Here is a 20,344-nt window from a genome sequence, read left to right on the forward strand (position 1 = left end):
CGGCGGCCGTCCCTACTGGATGGCCGAGGTGAGCCGCGCGAGGTTGTCGAGGATGGTGGAGCGCAACGGCTGCTTGTGCCATTCGTCGAGGGTGAGCTCCCGGCTGACCGCGCGGTAGCCGTCTTCGACGGCGCGCATCTCGGCCACGAACGAGCGCCCGCGCACCATCAGCGAGATCTCCATGTTGAGGCTGAAGGAGCGCATGTCCATGTTGCTCGAGCCGATCACGGCCACCTCGTCGTCGATGGTGAAGTGCTTCGAGTGCAGGATGAAGGGCGACTCGTACATGTAGATGCGCACGCCCGCCTTCAGCAGCACCTCGTAGTAGGAGCGCTGGGCGTGGTAGACCAAGGCCTGGTCGCCGATCTCCGAGACGAAGAGCTCCACCCTCACGCCCCGCTGGGTGGCGGTGGTGATGGCGTAGAGCATGGCGTCGTCGGGCACGAAGTAAGGGCTCGTGATGATGATCTGCTCCTGCGCGTTGTAGAGCAGCGCGAGGAACAGGCGCAGGTTGTTCTCGCCCTCGAACCCGGGGCCGGAGGGGACCACCTGCATGTCGAGCGCATCGGCGTCGTCGTCGATGATGTCGTCGGTGATGGCCCGGGTCTCGCGCAGCAGCAGCTCGTTGGACTCGCTGTACCAGTCGGTGATGAAGATGGCGTTGATGCCGGCCACGATCGGACCCTCGAGGCGCGTCATCAGGTCTTGCCATTTCAGGCCGCGCTTGAGGTTGCCCTTCTTGTTGTAGCTGCGGTCGACCACGTTCTGCGAGCCCATGTAGGCGACCTCGCCGTCGACCACGAGGATCTTGCGGTGGTTGCGCAGGTCGGGGCGCTGCCACTTGCCTTGCAGCGGCTGCACCGGGAGCATGAAGTGCCACTTCACGCCCATCGCGTTGAGGCGCTTGACCGTCTTCTTGTGGCCCGGCGCGCGCACCGAGGCGATGTGGTCGAGCAGCACCCGCACCGTGACCCCGCGCTTCACGGCCGCCTCGAGGGCGTCGAAGAAGCCGGCGGTGGTCTTGTCGAGCGAGAGGATGTAGAACTCGGCGTGCACGTAGCGCTGCGCCTCGCCGATGGCGGCCGTCATCTGGCGGATGGCCTCGTCGTAGTCTCCCACGAGGCTCGCCTGGTTGCCGCCGACGAGCGGCATGGCGCCGAGGGTGCGGTTGAGCTCCACCACGTTCTTGAACCACGGCGGCCACGGGTTCGCGTCACTGACGCGCTCGATGCCCTCGGTGGTCTCGATGATGAACTCGTTGATGGCGTGCTGCTTGTCGCGCCGCGACTTCGGGAGCTTGTAACTGCCGATGAGCAGGAAGAGCAGGAACCCGACGTACGGGAGCACGAAGATCGCCATCAGCCAGGCGATGCCGGTGGAGGGGCGGCGGTTGCGCGGCACCACGATGACCGAGAACACACGGATGCCGAGGTCGACCAGGAGCAGAAGCAGCGCGACCATGGCCGCGATGTCGGCACTCGACACGGTGGTCTCCTCCCGGCAGGCGTCTGGGGTTCGATCCCCCACGCATACCGTAGCGGAAGTCGGCTACCGCGTCGGGAGGCCGAGCTTCTCGCGCTCTTCGGCCTCGATCTTCGCGAGCGCCTTGCGCTCCGACTTGTCGGACCGGATGAGGGCGCGCATGATGAACCAGAACACGAGCCCGACGAGAACCGTGGGGGCCAGTGCTGCGATCGCGAGCCAGAAATCGTTCATCGCTTCAACGATACGTCATCCGTGGGCCGGTTCCCTCGCCCGAGGGCGCCTCAGTGGCTGAGGATTCCCAGCAAACCGCTGCCGAGGAAGTAGAGCCCGACGCCGCCCACGACGACCCAGATGACGATCTGGGTGGGCGTGGGTTTGCGGGGGTCGCGCTCGGGCTTGTTCTCGTCGCTCATCGTCGCGCCCTCACTTCACCAGCGGGAACAGGATGGTCTCGCGGATGCCGAGGCCCGTGAGGGCCATCAGCAAGCGGTCGATGCCCATGCCCATGCCGCCCGAAGGGGGCATGCCGAACTCGAGGGCGCGCAGGAAGTCCTCGTCGAGGCGCATGGCCTCGTCGTCCCCCGCCGCAGCCTGCTTGGCCTGCTCCACGAAGCGCTCGCGCTGGATGACGGGGTCGACGAGCTCGGAGTAGCCGGTGGCGAGCTCGAAGCCGCGGATGTAGAGATCCCACTTCTCCACGACGCCCGGGATGCTGCGGTGCGCGCGGGTGAGCGGGCTCGTCTCGAGGGGGAAGTCGAGCACGAAGGTGGGGCGAACGAGACCGCCCTTCACGAAGTGCTCCCAGAGCTCTTCGACGAGCTTGCCGTGATTGGGCAGGTGCACCTCGACGCCCTCGCGGTCGGCGAGCGCTTGCAGCTCCGCCACGCTGGTGGCGGGCGTGATCTCGATGCCGGCGGCCCCGGAGAGCGAGCCGTACATGCTGATGCGGTCCCACTCGCCGCCGAGGTCGTACTCGGTGCCGTCGGCCCACGTCACGACGTGCGAACCCGACACGGCGAGCGCCGCGTTCTGGATCAGGGTCTGCGTGAGCTCGGCGATCGAGGTGTAATCGCCGTAGGCCTCGTAGGCCTCGAGCATCGCGAACTCGGGGCTGTGCGTGGAGTCGGCGCCCTCGTTGCGGAAGTTGCGGTTGATCTCGAACACCCGGTCGATGCCGCCGACGACGGCGCGCTTGAGGAAGAGCTCGGGCGCGATGCGCAGGAAGAGCTCGGTGTCGAAGGCGTTCGAGTGGGTCGAGAACGGGCGGGCCGCGGCGCCGCCGTGCATGGTCTGCAGCATCGGCGTCTCGACCTCGAGGTAGTGGCGCTCGGCGAAGGTGCTGCGGAGCGCCGCCATGGCCTGGGCGCGGGTGCGCACCACCTGGCGGGCCTGCTCGCGCACGATGAGGTCGAGGTAGCGGCTGCGCATCCGGGTCTCCTCGGAGAGCTCGGAGTGCAGGTTCGGCAGGGGCAGGATGGCCTTCGACGCGATCTTCCAGCCCGTCACCATCACGCTGAGCTCGCCGCGGCGGCTCGAGATGACCTCGCCCGTGACGAAGAGGTGGTCACCGAGGTCGACGAACTCCTTGAACTCGGCGAGCGACTCCTCGCCCACGGCGCCCAGCGACACCATGGCCTGGATGCGCGTGCCGTCGCCCGACTGCAGCGACACGAAGCAGAGCTTGCCCGTGTTGCGCAGATGCACCACGCGCCCGGCGATGCCCACGGTCTCGCCGCTCGCCTCGTCGGCGGCGAGGTGGCCCCACTTCGCCCGCACGGCGGGGATGGTGGTGGTGACGGGCACCGACACCGGGTAGGCCTCCGCGCCCGAGGCGTTGAGCTTGTCGCGCTTGGCCAGGCGCACGGCCTTCTGCTCGGAGACCTCGCGGGCGGCCGCTTCGGCCTCCTCGGGAGTCTGCTCGGCGGGCTCGGGGGCGTGGCTTGCGGGCGCGGCTGCGTCGGTCATGCGGGGAGGGTCTCCTTGAAGTCCCGCCCAGTTTACCGGGCGCACGCCCTCGCCCGGTTTGGGGATGTGAGTCCCAACCCATTCGGCTATCGTCGGCGCACAGGGGCATGAACGGGGGAGGTCGGCATGGCCGGGGTGTACGACAGAGGTGCGCGGCCGAGGCTGCGGCGCGGGGCGCCAGGCGCGTTGTTCGGCGGGGGCGCGCTGATCGCCATGCTCCTGAGCGGATGCGTCGCGCCGGCAGCGAGCGGAAGCGCTGCGGATGCGACGGCAGCGGCCTCCACCCCGACGGCCGACAGCCTGGCCGACGATGTCCACTCGCCCGCCCCGACGCCGCAGAAGATCTCGGCGACGGGCGACGGGCCGGGAACGGTCGAGATCCCGAACCCGTACTACCCGCTCGCCGAGGGCCGCGACCGGCTCACCTTCACGATGTCGTTCCGCTGCGAGGGCGCCGGCGGCTTCTGGGTGCAGCTGCTCCCCGAGTCGAGCGGCTCGTACAGCGGAAGCGACCACTGCAGCGGGGCCACCGCCGGCACCACCCTTCAGTTGTCGAGGTCGCAGGAGGTGTACGTCATCGACGTGCGCACCGACCCCGGCACCACCTGGACCCTGACCGGAACCCTCGCCCGCTGATGACGGAGACGGCGACGAAACGCACCCGACGAGGGCGGTCGGCGTGGACCGCGGCCGCGATCATGGTGCTCGGTGGGGCGGCGTTGGCCGGGTGCTCGGTCGCCGCTCCTTCGCCCGTGTCCGCCGCGTCCGGCTCGCCGTCCCCGTCTGCCTCGAGCTCCGCACCAGACGCCGCACCCGCCTGGCAGCCGCAACCGGTGCCGGCCGACGCTGTGCTCGCATCCGGCCCCGTGCTCGACGCCGACGGTGCCACGATCGCTACGGTCGACATCGTCACAGATGCCGCCCGCAACGCGTTCGCACGGTTCTCGCGGCTGGACACCAGCGACCCCCGGCCTCTCCAAGGCCTCCTCCGCTCGACGCCGGGGGCGCAGTACGGCTGCTTCAACTCCGAGGGATACGGCTTCGGGCTGCCGTCGTTCACCCCGGACGTCGCGCAGGAGTTCCCCTTGGGCCGCGTCGACGACCTCCCCTCCGGTGATCCGAGCTTCCTCGACCAGGCGGTGATCTACGCACCCGTGACGACCGTGCCGCCGGACGGCTTCGACGGCTGCTACGGCGACGTGATCGGCATAGCCGCACTCAGCTGGACTCACGAACAGGTGGTTCCCCGGCTGACCGACGGCGGAGCGCGGCGGGGCGCATCCGGATCCGTCACCGTGACGGATGCCGGAACCCCGCTCTTCTACGACGTCGTCGCCGGCGACACCCTCACGGACGTCGCGGAGAGGTTCGGCGTGGACCCCGCCGTCATCCTGTACCTGAGTGCCGGCCGCATCAGCCCCCAGGGCATCGTCGACGACCCCCTCGTCTACACCGGCGAGCGCCTCATCCTCGACCCCGCGGCCCGTTGATCGCGAGAGCCCTGCCCGCGGCTCACAGCCGTGGCTGCGTTCAGCGGCCGAGGTAGATGGCGGCGTTGTCGATGAGGCGGGTGTCGCCGACGCGGGCCGCCACGATCACGCGCGCCTTGCCGGTGTAGTCGTCGTCGACCGGCAGGAAGGTGTCGGGGTGCACGACGGCGAGGTAGTCGACGGCCACGAGCGGCTCCCCCATCGCCGCGGACTGGGCCGCCGCGAGCACGGCGTCGATGCCCCGGTCGGAGGCCGACTCGGCCGCCTCGAGCAGGTGCGAGAGGGTGAGCGCCGCGCGCCGCTCCTTGGCGTCGAGGAAGCGGTTGCGGCTGGACAGCGCCAGGCCGTCGGGGTCGCGCACGGTGTCGACCACCTCCACCGCGACCGGCATGTTCAGGTCTTCGACCATGCGGCTCACGAGGAACACCTGCTGCGCATCCTTCTCGCCGAACAGGATGCTGTCGGGCCCCACGGAGTTGATGAGCTTCGCCACCACGGTGAGCACCCCGTCGAAGTGCCCGGGCCGGCTGCGCCCCTCGAACAGCGAGCCGACGCGGCCGGCGGTGACCCGGGTCGACGTCTCGCCGCGCGGGTAGAGCTCGTCGACCTCGGGGGCGAACACGATGTCGGCGCCGCGGCCGGTGAGGATGCGCAGGTCGCCCTCGAGGTCGCGCGGATAGCGTTCGAGGTCGGCGGGGTCGTTGAACTGCAGCGGATTCACGAAGATCGACACCACCACGACGTCGGCGAGCTCCGCGGCGCGCTCCACGAGCGCCAGATGCCCGTCGTGCAGGGCTCCCATGGTGGGAACGAGCGCCACCCGGGCACGACGGCCCTCGGCGGCGAGGCCGTCTCGGCGGAGGCGGGCGGCGATCTCGATCTCGCGCCGAACATCCGTCACCGTGGTGGCGACGAGCGGGACCGGCGAGTCGAGAGCATCCGGAACGGGATCGGTCACCGGTGGTACTCCTTACGAACAGGCTGCGGGTGCGCTCTGCGCGCCCGGCCACTCGATGCTACCCGGGAACAGAACCACCCGCGCGCGCAAGCGCGTTCTCCACCGAGGAGCGCACGAGCGGCGCCAGCACGCGCCCCGGCCCCTCGACGCCGATCTCGGCGAGCAGCCCCGCGGCCTGCTCCACGATGGCGCTGGAGAACGTGGTGGCCGTCTCGATGGCCTCCGCATAGGCGGCTCGGTCGGCCTCGGCGACCACCACAGGCTCGCCGCCCATCTCCACCACGAGCGCCTGGGCGATCGGCAGCACGGCGGTGGGAGCGGTCACGGCGAAGTAGGTTCCGGCCAGGCGCGCCACGTCGACGCTGGTTCCCGTGAACGACATCGCCGGATGCACGGCGAGCGGGATGATGCCGGAGGGGCGCGCCGGGCCGAACACGTCGACGCCGAACCCGGGAGCCGTGTGGAGCACGAGCTGGCCCATCTGCCAGGTCGAGGTCTCGGCGAGCCCCGCGATGAGCGAGGGCAGCTCCGAGGCGGGCACGGCCAGCACCACGAGCTCGCTGCGTTCGACGAGCTCGGGGATGGTGAGGATCGGTACGCCCGGCAGCATCGCGTCCGCCCGTTCGCGGCTCTCCTCCGAGATCGCGGCGACGCCCACGATGGCGTGGCCGGCGCCCGCGAGGGCCGCGCCGAGCACCGGGCCGACCCGGCCGGCGCCGATGATGCCGACGCCGAGGCGGCCGGAGCGTTCGGAGGGCTTCACGCGTTCGATCCTGCCACGCCGGGCTCCGGATGCGCTCCGCCGTGCGTCTGCGGGCCGCCGCCGGGATGCGCCCCGCCGTCGACCTGCGCGCCGCCCCCGGGATGCGCGCCCCCGGGATCCGCTCCGCCCCCGGGATGCGCTCCGCTTCCGGGAGCCGCGCCGCCCGACGCCCAGCGATGGCTGCGGTCGGCGGCCTCCGCGAGCACGACCTCGTGGGTCCACCGCTCGAACGCCGCAGCGCCCACCGCGCCGTCGGCCACGTCGATGCTCGCCCGCACCGGCCCCGCCACCGTGTGCACACCCAGCTCGACGAGGCCGAGCACCCGCCGCACCGGCCCCTGCGAGATGCGCAGGCTCTGCACGCGCGCGAGCGGAATCACCGAGAGGTGCCGCCGGACGAACCCGGAGCGCAGCAGCACGGCGCCGGGCGCCTCGGCGAAGCCGGTGCGCCACCAGGAGAACGGCCGCAGCGGCCAGGCGCGCGCGGGGGCGTCGGTGAAGCCCGACCCCGATCGCGCCGTCATCCCGGCCAGCACGAGGGCTCGGGCCTCCTCGTTCGCGAAGCCCGGCAGCAGCAGCCCGAGCACCTTGCGCACCTGTTCGACCGTGCCGACGGGCAGCATCGTCGTGCTCGCCTGCGCGCTGCCCTCGCCGGCGGCGCCCGCCCGGTTGATGCGGATCATCCACCAGTTCGCCGGTCGCCAGAGCAGCGGCTGACTCACCTCGATGGCGTGGATGCGGCCCGGCGGGAGGGTGTCGTTGCTCGTCGAGAGCAGCCCGTAGCCGATGCGCACGCCGTCCGGGGTGGCGGCGATGCTGTAGCGCAGCGACTTCGTGAAGCGGTTGGCGTAGTAGCCGAGGGCGCCCAGCACGCCGGGCAGGATCAGGATCAGGAAGAACTCGCGCCGGCCGAGCAGCGAGGTGACGATGATGAACGCGCCCACGACCAGCAGCCCCACCGTGAAGCTGCTCAGCACGAGCGAGGCGATGAGCCGCAGCGGATGGATGCTCACCACCGACTCCGGCGGCGCGAGTCCCGGATCGCGCTCGGGGGCGAGGAGCTCGCGCACGCGCTGGCCGACGATACCGGCCGAGGCGGGCGACTCGGAGGGTGCCACCGGCACGACGCCTGCCGTGGCGGGCCCGCCGGCATCCGTGGCCCGCACCCCCGAGGCGAGCATCAGCACGTCCTGCCTCAACCGGTCGGCGTCGCCGCCGCGGAGGTAGGCCAGCTGCACCTTCGCGTCCTGCCCCGCCACGCTGATGTCGAGCTTCGCCGCCCCGAACAGGCGGGCGAACAGCGGGCGGCTGATGGCGATGCCCTGGATGCGGTCGAGCCGCGCCCGCCGGTGGGTGCGGAACAGGATGCCGCTGCGCACCTCGACGACGTCGTCGCCCACCCGGAAGCTGTGCGTGCGCCACGAGGCATAGAAGATCACGATGCCGAGCACGAGCCCGCCCACCACGATGAGCGAGAGGATGCCGATCTGCCCGCGCTCGTAGGCCGTCTGCAGCGGGTCTCCGGGCAGGTCGGGCGCTCCGAACACCCAGTCCACGAGCCGCTCCCGGAAGTTCGCGAGCACGAAGCCGAGGATGGCCACGAGGATGATGCCGCCCCGCAGCAGCGGGGTCGCCGGATGCAGCCGGTGCCATTCACCGTCGGTGAGCGCGGTCACAACCCCACCCGGCGCGACTCGGCGAGCGCCACGAGCTCGTCACGCAGGGCGTTCGCCTCCGCCTCGACGAGCCCCGGGATCGAGACCCCCGTCGAGGCGGCCGCGGTCACGAACTTGAGCTCGGCGAGCCCGAGGGCCCGGGCCACCGGCCCGCGGTTGATGTCGATGAGCTGCATGCGCCCGTAGGGCACCGACACCACCCGGTGGAACATGATGCCCCGCCGGAACACGAGGTCGTCGGCGCGCAGCTGGTAGCCGATCGCGCGCACCCGCCGGGGGGCGAGGGCGAGCGTGACGACACCGATCAGCACGGCCAGGCCGAGCGCCGGCCAGCCGAACCAGGTGCCGAGCAGGATGAACGGCACCGTGATGGCGCAGAGCACCAGGGTTCCGACGACGCCCGACGCGATCTCCACCCCGAGCAGCTTCGGGCTGACGCGATGCCAGTCGCCGCCGATGCTCAGGCGGCTCTGCGGCGGCGGAGCGCCGTCGTCGGGTGCGGACACGCGACTCTCATTTCGTCTCGGGTTCATCCGGCGGCAAGGTGCACAGCCGTTCGGCCACGAGGCCGGCCGTCAGGAGCACGACGCCCGCGAGCGCGGTGGCGATCCCCGGCCAGACCGAGCTCACGTCGGCCACCACCGGCCGGGTGAGGAGGAAGCCGACCACGCCGAGGCCGAAGCCCGCGATGAGGCTGCCGACGAGGGCCGAGGCCTTCGCGAGCAGCACGATGCGCATGGCGCGGAAAGGGTTGATGCGCGCCTTCGAGGTTCCCCGGATCGAGCGGCGGATCGGGACGGCGAGCACCACCACGATCACGGCGGCCGCCACGAGGGTGATCGTGAGCGTGTAGGGCGGGATGAGCACGGGCATCCCGGCGGCGGCGAGGGCGACCTCGAGCACGAAGCCGGCGGCGATGCCGACCACGCCGTAGATCACCACGGTGAGCGGATGCGTGTGCCTCATCGGCGCTCCCCCGCGTACGGGCGCAGGGTGCTGCCCGGTATGGCGCTCAGCAGGGCATCGACCCGGCCGCGACCGGGGAGCATGGCATCCGGGTCGATCTCGAGCCATGGAACGAGCACGAAGTCGCGCTCGGCCGCGCGCGGATGCGGCAGCGCGAGCCGCTCCGTGTCGCGGGTCACGTCGGCGAAGGTCACGATGTCGATGTCGAGCGTGCGGTCTCCCCAGCGTTCGGCCCGCACCCGCCCGTGCTCGTGCTCGATGCGGTTCACCGCGTCGAGCAGCTGTTCGGGCAGCAGGCTGGTGCGGATGGTGGCGACGGCGTTGAGGTATTCCGGGGCATCCGGGTCGATGCCCTCGGGCTTCACCGCGATCGTCTCGTAGAGCTGCGAGGTGGCCGTGACTTCGATGCCCGGGGTGGCCTCGAGATCGGCGAAGGCGGCCCGGATGGTGGCCTCGCGGTCGCCGAGGTTGCTGCCGAAGGCGAGCACCGCGGGCAGGTGGATGGTGCGACGGTCGACGCTGTCGACGGGCTGGGCGTTCATACGGAGGCCGTTCTGGTGATCGTGATGCTGACGTCGGCGAAGGGCACGGTGATGGGCGCATCCGGCTTGTGCACGACCACGGTCACCACGGCGACCGGCGGATGCGTGAGCACGACCCCCGCCACCCGCTCGGCGAGGGTCTCGATCAGGTCGACGGGGTCGCTCGCCACCGCCGCCACGATCTCCTCGGCCAGCTCGCCGTAGTGCACCGTCTGGGCGAGGTCGTCGCCGGCGGCCGCGCCCTGGGTGTCGAGACGCAGGGCCACGTCGATGACGAAGCGCTGCCCCTGCCGTCGTTCGAAGTCGAAGACGCCGTGGTGGGCGAACACCTCGAGCCCGGTGAGGGTGAGCAGGTCGAGTCGGTCGATCGGGTCGGTCATCGTCGCCCATCCTTTCCACGGTTCCACGCCGCCGCCACCTCGAGCGCCGTGCGGGTGGTCGAGACGTCGTGCACGCGCACGCCCCACACGCCCTCGTGGGCCGCGAGGGCCGCGACCACGGCCGAGGCGAGATCGCGCTCCCCCAACTGTGCCCCACCGGGCACGAGTTCGCCGAGGAAGCGCTTGCGCGACGCGCCGATGAGCACCGGCAGGCCGAGGGCGGCGAGCCGGTCCAGGTGCGCCAGCACCGTCCAGTTGTGGTCGGCGTTCTTCGAGAAGCCGAGCCCGGGGTCGACGATCAGGCGATCGGGATGCGCGCCCTTCACGATGAGCTCGGCCACCCGGTACTCGATCTCGCCCACCACCTCGGCCACCACGTCGTCGTAGCGCGCCGGGGGGTGCGTCTTGTCGAGATGGGCGCGCCAGTGCATCACCACGAAGCGGGCGCCGGACTCGATCACCACGTCGTCCATCTCCGGATCGGCCAGGCCGCCCGAGACGTCGTTCACGATGGCGGCCCCGGCGTCGAGCGCGGCGGCGGCGGTCGCGGCGTTCATCGTGTCGACGCTCACCGTCACGCCCTTGTCGACGAGCTCGCGCACCACGGGGAGCACACGTCGCTTCTCCTCCGAGACCGCCACGCGCTGGGCGCCCGGCCGGGTGGACTCGCCGCCCACGTCGATGATGTCGGCACCGCGGGCCACCATGCCGAGCGCGTGCCGCACGGCGGCCTCGCGGTCGAGCCACAGACCGCCGTCGCTGAAGGAGTCCGGCGTCACGTTCAGGATGCCGAGGATCTGCGTCACGCGGTCTCCCCCGTCACGTGGCGCGGAGCATCCGTGCCGATCAGGGCGATCGTCTCGGCGCGCGCCGCCGGCTCGGCCAGCGAGCCGCGGGCTGCGAGCGTGAGCGTGGTGCTGCGGGTCTGGCGCGGCCCGCGGGCGCTCACGCAGCCGTGCTTCGCGTCGACCACCACGAGCACACCACTCGCTCCGAGTCCGCGTTCGAGCGCGTCGGCGATGTCGTCGGTCAGGCGCTCCTGCAGTTGCGGGCGCGAGGAGGCGGATTCGACCACGGCGACGACCGAGCCGAGCCCGGCCACGACGGCGCCCGGCACGTAGGCCACATGCACCACGCCTTCGAAGGGCAGCAGGTGGTGCTCGCATACCGAGCGGAAGGTGATGTCACGCATCAGCACGGGCTGCGCGGAGGCGTGGCCGCCACCGTCGGGGGCACCGAAGGTCGAGCCCAACGCGGCCGCCGGGTCTGCACCCACCGAGCCGAACAGCTCGGCGTAGAGCGCGGCGACCCGGCGAGGCGTCTCCGCGAGCCCCTCGCGCGCCGGATCCTCGCCGATGGCGGCGAGGATCTCGGCGACCGCTGCCTCGATCCGCTCCTTGTCGACGGATGCCACGGGGCGGGCCTAGGCGGTGGCGGGGCGGGGGTTGATGCGCGGCGCGCGCTTCGGCTTGGCCTCGGGCTCCGGGTCGGAGTCGACGCCGCCGTCGACGGCCGAGCCGTCGATCGGAGCCTTCGCCGTGGGGAACTGCACGGGCGGGAGGCTCGACACCGGGCGGCGCTCGCTCGAGAGCCACTGCGGCCGGAGCGGCAGCTTCTTGACGCCCTCGAAGATCGTGGCGAGCTGCTCGTGGTCGAGCGTCTCCTTCTCGAGGAGTTCGGCGGCCAGCCGGTCGAGGATGTCGCGGTTGTCGTTCAGAACCGCCCACGCCTCGTCGTGCGCCGCCTCGATGAGTGCGCGCACCTCCGCGTCGACCTGCTGCGCGAGGCTCTCGGAGTAGTCGCGCTCGTGGCCCATGTTGCGGCCGAGGAACATCTCGCCGGAGGCGCTACCGAGCTTGACCGCGCCGAGCGTGGCCGTCATGCCGTATTCGGTCACCATCTTCTTGGCGGTGCCGGTGGCCTTCTCGATGTCGTTCGAGGCGCCGGTGGTGGGGTCGTGGAACACGATCTCCTCGGCCACACGACCGCCCATGGCGTAGGCGAGCTGGTCGAGCAGTTCGTTGCGGCTCACCGAGTAGCGGTCTTCGAGCGGCAGCACCATCGTGTATCCGAGGGCACGGCCGCGGGGCAGGATCGTGATCTTCGTCACCGGGTCGGTGTAGTTCATCGCCGTGGCCACCAGGGCGTGGCCGCCCTCGTGGTAGGCGGTGACCAGCTTCTCCTGGTCGCGCATGATGCGGGTGCGGCGCTGCGGGCCGGCGATCACGCGGTCGATGGCCTCGTCGAGCGCGCGGTTGTCGATCAGCTGGGCGTTCGAACGCGCGGTCAGCAGCGCGGCCTCGTTGAGCACGTTCGCCAGGTCGGCGCCGGTGAAGCCCGGCGTCTTGCGGGCGACGACCTCGAGGTCGACGCCGGCGGCGAGGGGCTTGCCACGGCCGTGCACCTCGAGGATCTTCTTGCGGCCGTTCAGGTCGGGCGCGTCGACGCCGATCTGGCGGTCGAAGCGGCCCGGGCGCAGGAGCGCCGGGTCGAGGATGTCGGGGCGGTTCGTGGCCGCGATCAGGATGACGTTCGTCTTCACGTCGAAGCCGTCCATCTCCACCAGGAGCTGGTTCAGCGTCTGTTCGCGCTCGTCGTGACCGCCGCCCATGCCGGCGCCGCGATGGCGGCCGACGGCGTCGATCTCGTCGATGAAGATGATGGCCGGCGAGTTCTCCTTCGCCTGCTGGAACAGGTCGCGCACGCGGCTCGCACCGACGCCCACGAACATCTCCACGAAGTCGGAACCCGAGATGGAGTAGAAGGGCACGCCCGCCTCACCCGCGACCGCGCGGGCCAGCAGGGTCTTGCCGGTGCCGGGAGGGCCGTAGAGCAGCACGCCCTTGGGGATGCGCGCGCCGACGGCGAGGAACTTGGCCGGCTCCTTCAGGAAGTCCTTGATCTCCTCGAGCTCCTCGAGCGCCTCCTCGGCGCCCGCGACGTCGTCGAAGGTGACCTTCGGCGACTCCTTGGTGACGAGCTTCGCCTTGGACTTGCCGAACTGCATCACGCGGTTGCCGCCGCCCTGCATGCCCGAGAGCATGAACCAGAAGAAGGCGCCGATCAGGATGATGGGGAGCAGCAGGCCGAGGGCCGAGAGGAACCAGTTGGGCTGGGGCACCTGGTCGTTGAAGCCGTTCGAGGGGTTCGCGCTGGTGACCGCCTGCACCACCTCGGTGCCGCGCGGAGCCACGTAGTAGAACTGCACCTTCGAGCCGTACTTGCTGTCGGGGTTGGCCAGAGTCATGTCGACGCGCTGCTCGCCGTCGATGATGGTGGCCTCCGACACCTTGCCGCTGGAGAGGAATCCGAGCCCCTCCTGCGTGGTCACCTGCTGGTAGCCCACGCTCGTGATCAGGCTGAAGCCGATCCACAGCGCGATCGCACCCAGGAGGATGTACGGAATGGGAGATCGGAGGATGCGTTTCGGATTCATGTCTCTTCACCGCTATGGTGCCGATGGGGTCGGCACAGTGCTTAGGTCGTGGTGCAAGGGTACCCGTCGAGGACTGGACGCCGCCTCCATGTTCCCCGTGGGCGTAACGTGAGCGCGGGGCCGCCCTCGGCGTGGTCTCGCCGGAGTTAAGCTCGGTTCGATGTCGTCTTCGATTCCGGCTGTGCGCACCGCGCTCGCGCGGGCGTCCGTCACGCCCGATTCGCTCACCGACGCCGAGCTCGCGGCTCTCCTCCTCGCCGAGGGCGAGGAGCTCGACGCCCTCACCGGGCTCGCGGATGCGCTCCGCCGCGAGGCCGTCGGAGAGGCCGTGCGCTTCGTCGTGAACCGCAACGTCTCCTCCGATCTCTTCGGCGCATCCGTGCCCCCGCCGAGCGGGCCGCACGCCGGCGCGCCCCGCGTGCTCGACCTCGCCGCGATCGGCGACATCGCCGACGACGCCTGGCAGCTCGGCGGCACCGAGGTGTGCATCCAGGGAACCGTGCCGGCCGTCGGAGAAGACGGGGCGCACGCGGGCACGACCCCGGCGCATCCGTTCGTCTACGCCGACATCGCCCGGGCGGTGAAGGGCCGCCGGCCCGGACTGCACCTGCACGCCTTCCGGCCCGCCGACCTCGTCGACGGCGCACGCCGTTCGGGGCTCGGGATGCCCGAGTTCCTCGCCTCGCTGCGCGAGGCCGGGGTCGACTCGGTTCCGGGCACGGGCGTCAAGCTGCTCGACGAGGCCCAGCGGCGGAGCCTCGCCCCCGGCGACCTGCCCGTCGACCGCTGGCTCGAGGTGGTGCGCACGGCGCACGGGCTCGGCTTCCGCTCGACGTCGATCATGTTCTACGGGCGCGGCGAGAGCCCGGCCGACCGCGTCGCCCACCTGCGCACGCTCGCGCGGCTGCAGGAGGAGACGGGAGGCTTCACCGAGTTCGTGCCGATGCCGTTCCCCGAGCTCGAGCCGCTCGTGACCGCACGCTCCGAGCTCGACGAGCACCGGGCGGTCACGGCCGTGGCGCGGCTCGCCCTGCTCGGGCGCATCGACCATCTGCAGGTGCCGTGGACCAAGCTCGGCCTCGGCCCCTCGGCGGTGATGCTCGCGAGCGGTGCCGACGACCTCGGCGGCACGCTCTACGACGGGCGGGTGCTGCCCACCGCCGGCGTGGAGTACGGCCGCTCGCTGAGCATCGCCGACATCGAGCGCACCGCGGCCGCCCTCGGCCGCCCCGCCCGGCAGCGCACCACGGTCTACGGCGAGCCCTCCGCCGAACGCCTCGAGGCGGCCCGCACCGCCGAGAGTGCGGGCGCGGGTCGGCACGCCGCGCAAGCCGACCCCGCCCCCGGTGGTCCGCCCACGGCTTCCCGCGCGGCCGGCGCCATCGCGTCAGGGTCGGGCCACTCAGCACCGGCGGCCCGACCGTGACGACGGATGCGCGCGCCGAGTCCGGCGGCGACCCGCGCGTCGTGCTCGTGCCCGGGCTCTCCGGCGACGCCGCGGACTTCTCCTTCCTCGGGCCGATGCTCGGCCGCCGCCGCACCGTGACCACCGCGTCCTTCGACGATCTCCCCGCGACGCCCACCGTGGCCGAGCTGACGACGCGGGTCGGCGCCGCGGCGAACGCCACCAGCACCCCGCCCGCGCTGATCGGCTACTCCGTCGGGGCCGTCGCCGCTGCGGTGTTCGCGGCGGAGCATCCGGAGCGCGTCTCGGCGCTCGTGCTGATCGCCGGCTGGCTCAGCCCCTCGCCCAAGCTCGTCGCCCTCGCCTCGCTCTGGCAGCGGCTCGCGCGCACCGACCCGGATGCCCTCGCAGAGGTGCAGCGCAGCGCCCTGTACAGCGCCGAGGGCTGGGACTCCGCGGCCCTGCCCCGCGTCGACGAGCGCTCGGCCGCCCTCGTGCGCCTCGCCGCCACCCCCGCCCTCGTCACCGCCTCCGCACCTGCACCTGCACCTGCACCTGCACCTGCACCTGCACCTGCACCTGCACCCTCGCACGCCCGGGCCGGCGCACCGGGTGCCGACCTCACCTCCGCGTCCGCGCGCGCACCGGGATCGCCACACGACCGCCGCGCCGCGCCGTCCATCCCGCTCGATCTCGCCACCCTCGCCTCCCGCATCACGGCGCCGACCCTCGTGATCGGCTGCGCGCACGACGAGATCGCCACCGCCCGTGAGACCCGGCTGCTCTTCGCCGCGATCCCGGATGCGCGCTACACCGAGGTCGAGAGCGGCCACGGCGTGCTGCGCGAGCGCCCCGCCGAGGTGCTCGGCCTCGTCGACGCGTTCCTCGCCGAGCCCCGGCGGCACCCGGCCGGCGCGATCGTCGAGCGGAGCCGGCCATGATCGACCCCACCGACTCCGGTGCCGCTCCCGACCCGGCCACCGCTCCCCGTTCCGCCCCCGGGACGGCACCGGCGCACCCCGTCGCCCACGTGCGCGTCGCCGTCATCGGCGCCGGATTCGCCGGGGTGGGCCTCGGCATCCGGCTGCAACGCCAGGGAGAGTCGTCGTACCTCGTGTTCGAGCGCGGCTCGGGCGTCGGCGGAACCTGGCGCGACAACAGCTACCCCGGGGTGGCCTGCGACGTGCCCTCGCACCTCTACTGCTACTCGTTCCGGCCCAACCCCGACTGGTCGGGCGTCTTCGCCCCGGGGGCCGAGATCCGCCGCTACATCGAGACGGCCGCGCGGGAGGAGGGCGTGCTGCCCCACCTGCTCACCGACACCGAGGTGTTCGGTCTCGACTGGGACGAGAACGCCGCCCTCTGGCGCCTCGACAGCACGCGCGGCGCCTTCACGGCCGACGCCGTGGTGCTCGCGGCGGGGCGCCTCACCGAACCGCGCATCCCCGATGTTCCCGGCATCGAGGGGTTCGACGGCCCCATGTTCCACTCCGCGCGCTGGGACCACACGGCCGAGCTCGCCGGCAAGCGGATCGCGGTGGTGGGCTCGGGCGCCTCCGCCATCCAGATCGTGCCGCAGCTCGCCGCCGTGGCCTCGGAGCTCGTGGTGATGCAGCGGAGCGCGCCCTACATCATCCCGCGCGACACCCGCGCCTACTCGGCGGCCGAGCGCTCCCTGTTCGCGCGCGACCCGGAGGAGCTCGAACGGGTGCGCTCGCGCCTGTTCTGGAAGGCCGAGGAGGCCTTCGCGCAGAGGGCCGGGGATGCGGATGCGACGGCCGCGGCCCGATCCCGCGCGCTCGCGCACCTCGAGTCGCAGGTCTCCGACCCCGGCCTGCGCGCCAAGCTCACGCCCGACTACGAGATCGGCTGCAAGCGCGTGCTCATCTCGAGCGACTACTACCCGGCGGTGGCCGAGCCCCACGTCACGGTGGAGCCCTCGGCGCTCGCGGGCATCCGCGGCAACACGCTCGTGGCGCGCAACGGCGGCGAGCACGAGGTCGACGCGCTCGTGTTCGCGACCGGCTTCCACTCGGCCGAGCAGCCCTACGCCCGACTCACGCGCGGCCGCGACGGGCAGCTGCTCGCCGATCACTGGGCGGGCGGGATGACGGCGTTCGCGTCGACCGTGATGGCCGGCTTCCCGAACCTCTTCGTCATCAACGGGCCGAACGGCGGTCTCGGGCACAACTCGGCGGTCTACATGATCGAGGCGCAGATCGACTACATCCTCGGTGCCCTGCACCACAGCGCGGCGAACGACGGACTCGTGCTGAGTGTCACCGCCGAGGCCGAGCAGGAGTACACCCGCGCCGTCGACGAGCTCAGCGCCTCCACGGTCTGGCTCACGGGCGGGTGCAACAGCTGGTACGTCGATGCGCGCAACGGCCGTCTCACGCTGCTCTGGCCCGACTTCGCCCACAGCTTCCGCGCCCGCAACGCCGCCTTCTCCCCCGCCGTCTTCGACCCGCCACGGCCGGTCGCCTCACCGCCCGCCTAGACTCGCGTCATGAAGCAGAGCCGGTTCAGAGTCGTCCCCGCCGTGATCGCGATCGCGCTCCTCGCGGCGCTCTCCGGGTGCAGCGCCCCCACCAGCCCCTTCGTGGGCACGTGGGGCAACGCCGGCGCGGCAGGCCAGCCCTCGCTCGTCCTGAGCTCCGACGGAACGGTCTCGGGCACCGACGGCTGCAACTCGCTCACCGGCACCTGGACCGCGTCGAACGACGTGGCCACCTTCGGCGCCCTGGCCTCGACCCTCATGGCCTGCCCGGGCACGACGCAGTGGCTCGGCGGCGCGAGTACCGCGAAGGTCACGGGCGGCCAGCTCGTGGTCTCCGACGCGACGGGCGCGAAGATCGGCACCCTCCCGAAGGCGCCCTAGGCGTACACGTGCGGGGCGAGCACCCCGATCGACTTCAGGTTGCGGTAGCGCTCGGCGTAGTCGAGGCCGTAACCCACCACGAACGCGTTCGGGATGTCGAAGCCCACGTACTTCACGTCGATCTCCACCTTCACGGCCTCGGGCTTGCGCAGCAGCGCGCAGATCTCCACCGACTTCGCCCCGCGCGAGCGCAGGTTGGCGAGCAGCCACGACAGGGTGAGCCCCGAGTCGATGATGTCCTCCACGATCAGCACCGTGCGGCCGGTGAGGTCGGTGTCGAGGTCTTTCAGGATGCGCACGACGCCGCTCGACTGGGTGCCGGAACCGTAGGAGCTCACCGCCATCCAGTCCATGTTGACCTGGATGCGCAGCTCCCGGGCGAGGTCGGCCATCACCATCACGGCGCCCTTCAGCACCCCCACGATGAGCAGGTCGTCGTCGGCGTAGTCGGCCTCGATGGCCCGCGCGAGCTCGGCGATCTTTCCCGCGATCTGCTCCTCGGTGAGCAGCACCTCGGTGATGTCGTCGGCCACGTCAGTGATGTCCATGCGAGTCGTTCCCTTCGTTCTGGCTTTCGTTCGCCGCCGCGCTGAAGACGAGCCGGCCCGCCTGCCGCACCACTCTAATCCCTGGCAGATCGACGCCCTTCTGCCCGTGCCACCCGGTCACGAGCGCGACCGCCGCGAGCGTCTGCACCCGCGAGAGCGAGACCCCGAACTCGGCGTCGACGACGTAGCGGATGATGCGGTTGCGGAGCGCGGGCGGGTTCGCCTCGAGCGCCGCCACCGAGATCGCGATGCCGGCCTCGGCGGGCTCCACGATCTCCTCGATGGTCTCGATCGCCATCGCGTGCAGGGCGTCGTCGTCCTCGCGGAGCTGCTCCGCCGTGCGGGCGAGCGCCTCCGCGATGCCGGGCCCGAGCTCGGCCTCGAGCACGGGCAGCACGGTACGCCGCACCCGCACGCGGGTGAACCGCTCGTCGGCGTTGTGCGGGTCGTGCCACGGCTCGAGCCCCGAATCGGCGCAGAACGCCTCGGTCTCGGAGCGGCGGATGCCGAGCAGGGGACGCAGCCGCGCGCCACGCGGGACAGCGGGAGCGCGGAGACCTCCGGAGGCGGGGGGCGCGGCGGAAGCGGGGGACGCGTGGGCATCCCCGTCGGCGTCGGGTGGCCCGGTGACCGTCGCCATGCCCGCGAGCGACGCGGCTCCGGCGCCGCGGGCGAGGCCGAGCAGCACGGTCTCGGCCTGGTCGTCGAGGGTGTGCCCGAGCAGCACGGCGTGGGCGCCGGTCGTGCGGAGCGCATCGTCGATCGCCGCGTAGCGGGCGTCGCGGGCGGCCGCCTCGACGCCGCCGGTGACGGAGGAGGATCCCTCGGCCGGCCGCACGCGCGTGACGAGCACGGGAGCCAGGCCGAGAGCGCCCGCCTGCCGAGCCGCCTCGGCGGCCACCGCATCCGAGCCGTCCTGGAGTCCGTGGTCGACGATGATCGCACCGGCGCGGATGCCCGCCCGCGGCGCCTCGAAGGCGGTCGCCGCGGCGAGGGCGAGCGAATCCGGGCCACCGCTCAGGGCGACCAGGACGTCGGCCCCCGGTTGCTCGCGCAGGATCCCGTCGCCGTCCTCGCGAGTCGCGGCGGATGCCCCGGCTCCCGCCGGCAGCACCGCGGCCCCGTTGGCGAGACCCGCGGCCTCCAGGCACTCGCGCACGGCCCGGCGCACGTCGGCCATCGCGGGCGTGAGCCGAGGTCGGCGCTCGTTCATGCTCATCCAGTAACGTTATTGCAGTTTCCGGCGCGGATTCCGCGCGCCAGCACACACCAGAGGAGCAGGAGCACATGGCCGCCTACGATGTCGTCGTCGAAATCCCCAAGGGAAGCCGCAACAAGTACGAAGTCGACCACGAGACCGGCCGGGTCTACCTCGACCGTGTGCTGTTCACCACCTTCGTCTACCCCACCGACTACGGCTTCTTCGAGAACACCCTGGGCCTGGACGGCGACCCCGTCGACGCGCTCGTGCTGCTCGAGTACCCCACCTTCCCGGGCGTGGGCGTCAAGGTGCGCCCGGTCGGCGTGCTCAACATGAGCGACGAGGCCGGCTCCGACGCCAAGGTCGTCGTGGTGCCCTTCAAGGACCCGCGCTGGGCGCACATCCAGGACATCGAGGATGTGCCGGAGCAGACCCGCAAGGAGATCGAGCACTTCTTCGCCCGCTACAAGGACCTCGAGCCGGGCAAGTTCGTGAACATCGAGGGCTGGGGCAACGCGGCCGAGGCCGAGGCCATCGTCGAGGCCGGCTTCAAGAAGCTCGCCGAAGAGGGCTCCCACTAACCCCACCCCGCCACCTCTTCGCGAGTCGCCAAAAAGCGCCCCAAGACCTCGGCTTTGGGGCGCTTTT

At 71.7% G+C, this 20,344-nt stretch carries 23 protein-coding genes; 7 read left to right on the plus strand and 16 right to left on the minus strand.

Annotated elements, in window-relative coordinates; translation table 11 throughout:
* Positions 1–12 precede the first annotated feature (12 nt).
* From cls to lysS, 4 genes are all read right to left on the minus strand, one after another.
* A complete protein-coding gene (gene cls / locus VD659_RS12310; RefSeq protein WP_423261447.1) occupies positions 13–1,461 on the minus strand; it encodes a cardiolipin synthase in 1,449 nt (482 codons plus the stop codon).
* An 87-nt stretch (positions 1,462–1,548) separates the two neighbouring features.
* A complete protein-coding gene (locus VD659_RS12315; protein WP_171010789.1) occupies positions 1,549–1,716 on the minus strand; it encodes a hypothetical protein in 168 nt (55 codons plus the stop codon).
* A 50-nt stretch (positions 1,717–1,766) separates the two neighbouring features.
* Complete coding sequence (locus tag VD659_RS12320) at positions 1,767–1,898, minus strand: hypothetical protein (protein ID WP_423261360.1); 132 nt, start codon at positions 1,896–1,898, stop codon at positions 1,767–1,769.
* 10 nt (positions 1,899–1,908) lie between these two features.
* Positions 1,909–3,450 (minus strand): lysine--tRNA ligase, encoded by a 1,542-nt coding sequence (gene lysS / locus VD659_RS12325; RefSeq protein ID WP_423261361.1) that lies wholly within the window; start codon positions 3,448–3,450, stop codon positions 1,909–1,911.
* 126 nt (positions 3,451–3,576) lie between these two features.
* Between lysS and VD659_RS12330 the strand changes: the two genes are divergently transcribed.
* Together VD659_RS12330 and VD659_RS12335 are read left to right on the plus strand one after the other, a co-directional pair.
* A complete protein-coding gene (locus VD659_RS12330) occupies positions 3,577–4,086 on the plus strand; it encodes a hypothetical protein (RefSeq protein WP_423261362.1) in 510 nt (169 codons plus the stop codon).
* Between the two features lie 197 nt (positions 4,087–4,283).
* Positions 4,284–4,940 carry a hypothetical protein gene (locus VD659_RS12335; protein WP_423261363.1) on the plus strand — a complete coding sequence of 219 codons (657 nt, stop codon included), beginning with the start codon at positions 4,284–4,286 and terminating at the stop codon, positions 4,938–4,940.
* 40 nt (positions 4,941–4,980) lie between these two features.
* On the opposite strand, the gene panC is transcribed toward VD659_RS12335, so the two are convergent.
* The 10 genes from panC to ftsH are packed head-to-tail and all read right to left on the minus strand — an operon-like array spanning position 4,981 to position 13,661.
* The gene (gene panC / locus VD659_RS12340) at positions 4,981–5,898 is read right to left on the minus strand and encodes a pantoate--beta-alanine ligase (protein WP_423261364.1); all 918 of its coding nucleotides are present in this window, start codon (positions 5,896–5,898) and stop codon (positions 4,981–4,983) included.
* 58 nt (positions 5,899–5,956) lie between these two features.
* Positions 5,957–6,661, minus strand: a complete 705-nt coding sequence (locus VD659_RS12345) for a Rossmann-like and DUF2520 domain-containing protein (RefSeq protein ID WP_423261365.1) — start codon at positions 6,659–6,661, stop codon at positions 5,957–5,959.
* Complete coding sequence (locus VD659_RS12350; RefSeq protein WP_423261366.1) at positions 6,658–8,337, minus strand: PH domain-containing protein; 1,680 nt, start codon at positions 8,335–8,337, stop codon at positions 6,658–6,660. The genes VD659_RS12345 and VD659_RS12350 overlap by 4 nt, the downstream gene beginning before the upstream one ends.
* Complete coding sequence (locus tag VD659_RS12355; RefSeq protein WP_423261367.1) at positions 8,334–8,843, minus strand: PH domain-containing protein; 510 nt, start codon at positions 8,841–8,843, stop codon at positions 8,334–8,336. The genes VD659_RS12350 and VD659_RS12355 overlap by 4 nt, the downstream gene beginning before the upstream one ends.
* 7 nt (positions 8,844–8,850) lie before the next feature.
* Complete coding sequence (locus VD659_RS12360) at positions 8,851–9,303, minus strand: DUF3180 domain-containing protein (protein ID WP_423261368.1); 453 nt, start codon at positions 9,301–9,303, stop codon at positions 8,851–8,853.
* The gene (folK, locus tag VD659_RS12365) at positions 9,300–9,845 is read right to left on the minus strand and encodes a 2-amino-4-hydroxy-6-hydroxymethyldihydropteridine diphosphokinase (protein ID WP_423261369.1); all 546 of its coding nucleotides are present in this window, start codon (positions 9,843–9,845) and stop codon (positions 9,300–9,302) included. Before folK ends, VD659_RS12360 begins: the two co-directional genes overlap by 4 nt.
* Complete coding sequence (folB, locus tag VD659_RS12370) at positions 9,842–10,225, minus strand: dihydroneopterin aldolase (RefSeq protein ID WP_423261370.1); 384 nt, start codon at positions 10,223–10,225, stop codon at positions 9,842–9,844. The genes folK and folB overlap by 4 nt, the downstream gene beginning before the upstream one ends.
* Positions 10,222–11,031 carry a dihydropteroate synthase gene (gene folP, locus VD659_RS12375; RefSeq protein ID WP_423261371.1) on the minus strand — a complete coding sequence of 270 codons (810 nt, stop codon included), beginning with the start codon at positions 11,029–11,031 and terminating at the stop codon, positions 10,222–10,224. Before folP ends, folB begins: the two co-directional genes overlap by 4 nt.
* Positions 11,028–11,639 (minus strand): GTP cyclohydrolase I, encoded by a 612-nt coding sequence (gene folE, locus VD659_RS12380; protein ID WP_423261372.1) that lies wholly within the window; start codon positions 11,637–11,639, stop codon positions 11,028–11,030. The genes folP and folE overlap by 4 nt, the downstream gene beginning before the upstream one ends.
* A gap of 9 nt (positions 11,640–11,648) precedes the next feature.
* Positions 11,649–13,661 carry an ATP-dependent zinc metalloprotease FtsH gene (ftsH, locus tag VD659_RS12385; protein WP_423261373.1) on the minus strand — a complete coding sequence of 671 codons (2,013 nt, stop codon included), beginning with the start codon at positions 13,659–13,661 and terminating at the stop codon, positions 11,649–11,651.
* Positions 13,662–13,821: 160 nt separating this feature from the next.
* Between ftsH and VD659_RS12390 the strand changes: the two genes are divergently transcribed.
* From VD659_RS12390 to VD659_RS12405, 4 genes are read left to right on the plus strand one after another with little or no spacing between them, the layout of a single operon-like run.
* Positions 13,822–15,087: a radical SAM protein gene (locus VD659_RS12390; protein ID WP_423261374.1), complete on the plus strand. Its 1,266-nt coding sequence runs from the start codon at positions 13,822–13,824 to the stop codon at positions 15,085–15,087.
* Positions 15,084–16,007, plus strand: a complete 924-nt coding sequence (locus tag VD659_RS12395; protein ID WP_423261375.1) for an alpha/beta fold hydrolase — start codon at positions 15,084–15,086, stop codon at positions 16,005–16,007. Before VD659_RS12390 ends, VD659_RS12395 begins: the two co-directional genes overlap by 4 nt.
* Positions 16,004–17,566 (plus strand): flavin-containing monooxygenase, encoded by a 1,563-nt coding sequence (locus VD659_RS12400; RefSeq protein ID WP_423261376.1) that lies wholly within the window; start codon positions 16,004–16,006, stop codon positions 17,564–17,566. Before VD659_RS12395 ends, VD659_RS12400 begins: the two co-directional genes overlap by 4 nt.
* A 9-nt stretch (positions 17,567–17,575) precedes the next feature.
* Positions 17,576–17,947, plus strand: coding sequence for an META domain-containing protein (locus VD659_RS12405; RefSeq protein WP_423261378.1), 372 nt, complete (start codon positions 17,576–17,578; stop codon positions 17,945–17,947).
* On the opposite strand, the gene hpt is transcribed toward VD659_RS12405, so the two are convergent.
* Together hpt and VD659_RS12415 are read right to left on the minus strand one after the other, a co-directional pair.
* Positions 17,944–18,495, minus strand: coding sequence for a hypoxanthine phosphoribosyltransferase (hpt, locus tag VD659_RS12410; RefSeq protein WP_423261379.1), 552 nt, complete (start codon positions 18,493–18,495; stop codon positions 17,944–17,946). The genes VD659_RS12405 and hpt overlap by 4 nt on opposite strands.
* Positions 18,482–19,708 (minus strand): tRNA lysidine(34) synthetase, encoded by a 1,227-nt coding sequence (locus VD659_RS12415; RefSeq protein ID WP_423261448.1) that lies wholly within the window; start codon positions 19,706–19,708, stop codon positions 18,482–18,484. The genes hpt and VD659_RS12415 overlap by 14 nt, the downstream gene beginning before the upstream one ends.
* A gap of 74 nt (positions 19,709–19,782) precedes the next feature.
* On the opposite strand from VD659_RS12415, the gene VD659_RS12420 reads away from it, so the two are divergent.
* Positions 19,783–20,277 (plus strand): inorganic diphosphatase, encoded by a 495-nt coding sequence (locus VD659_RS12420; protein WP_137837363.1) that lies wholly within the window; start codon positions 19,783–19,785, stop codon positions 20,275–20,277.
* Positions 20,278–20,344: the final 67 nt, after the last annotated feature.

The organism is Herbiconiux sp. 11R-BC (assembly GCF_049472555.1).
Classification (GTDB): Bacteria; Actinomycetota; Actinomycetes; order Actinomycetales; family Microbacteriaceae; genus Herbiconiux.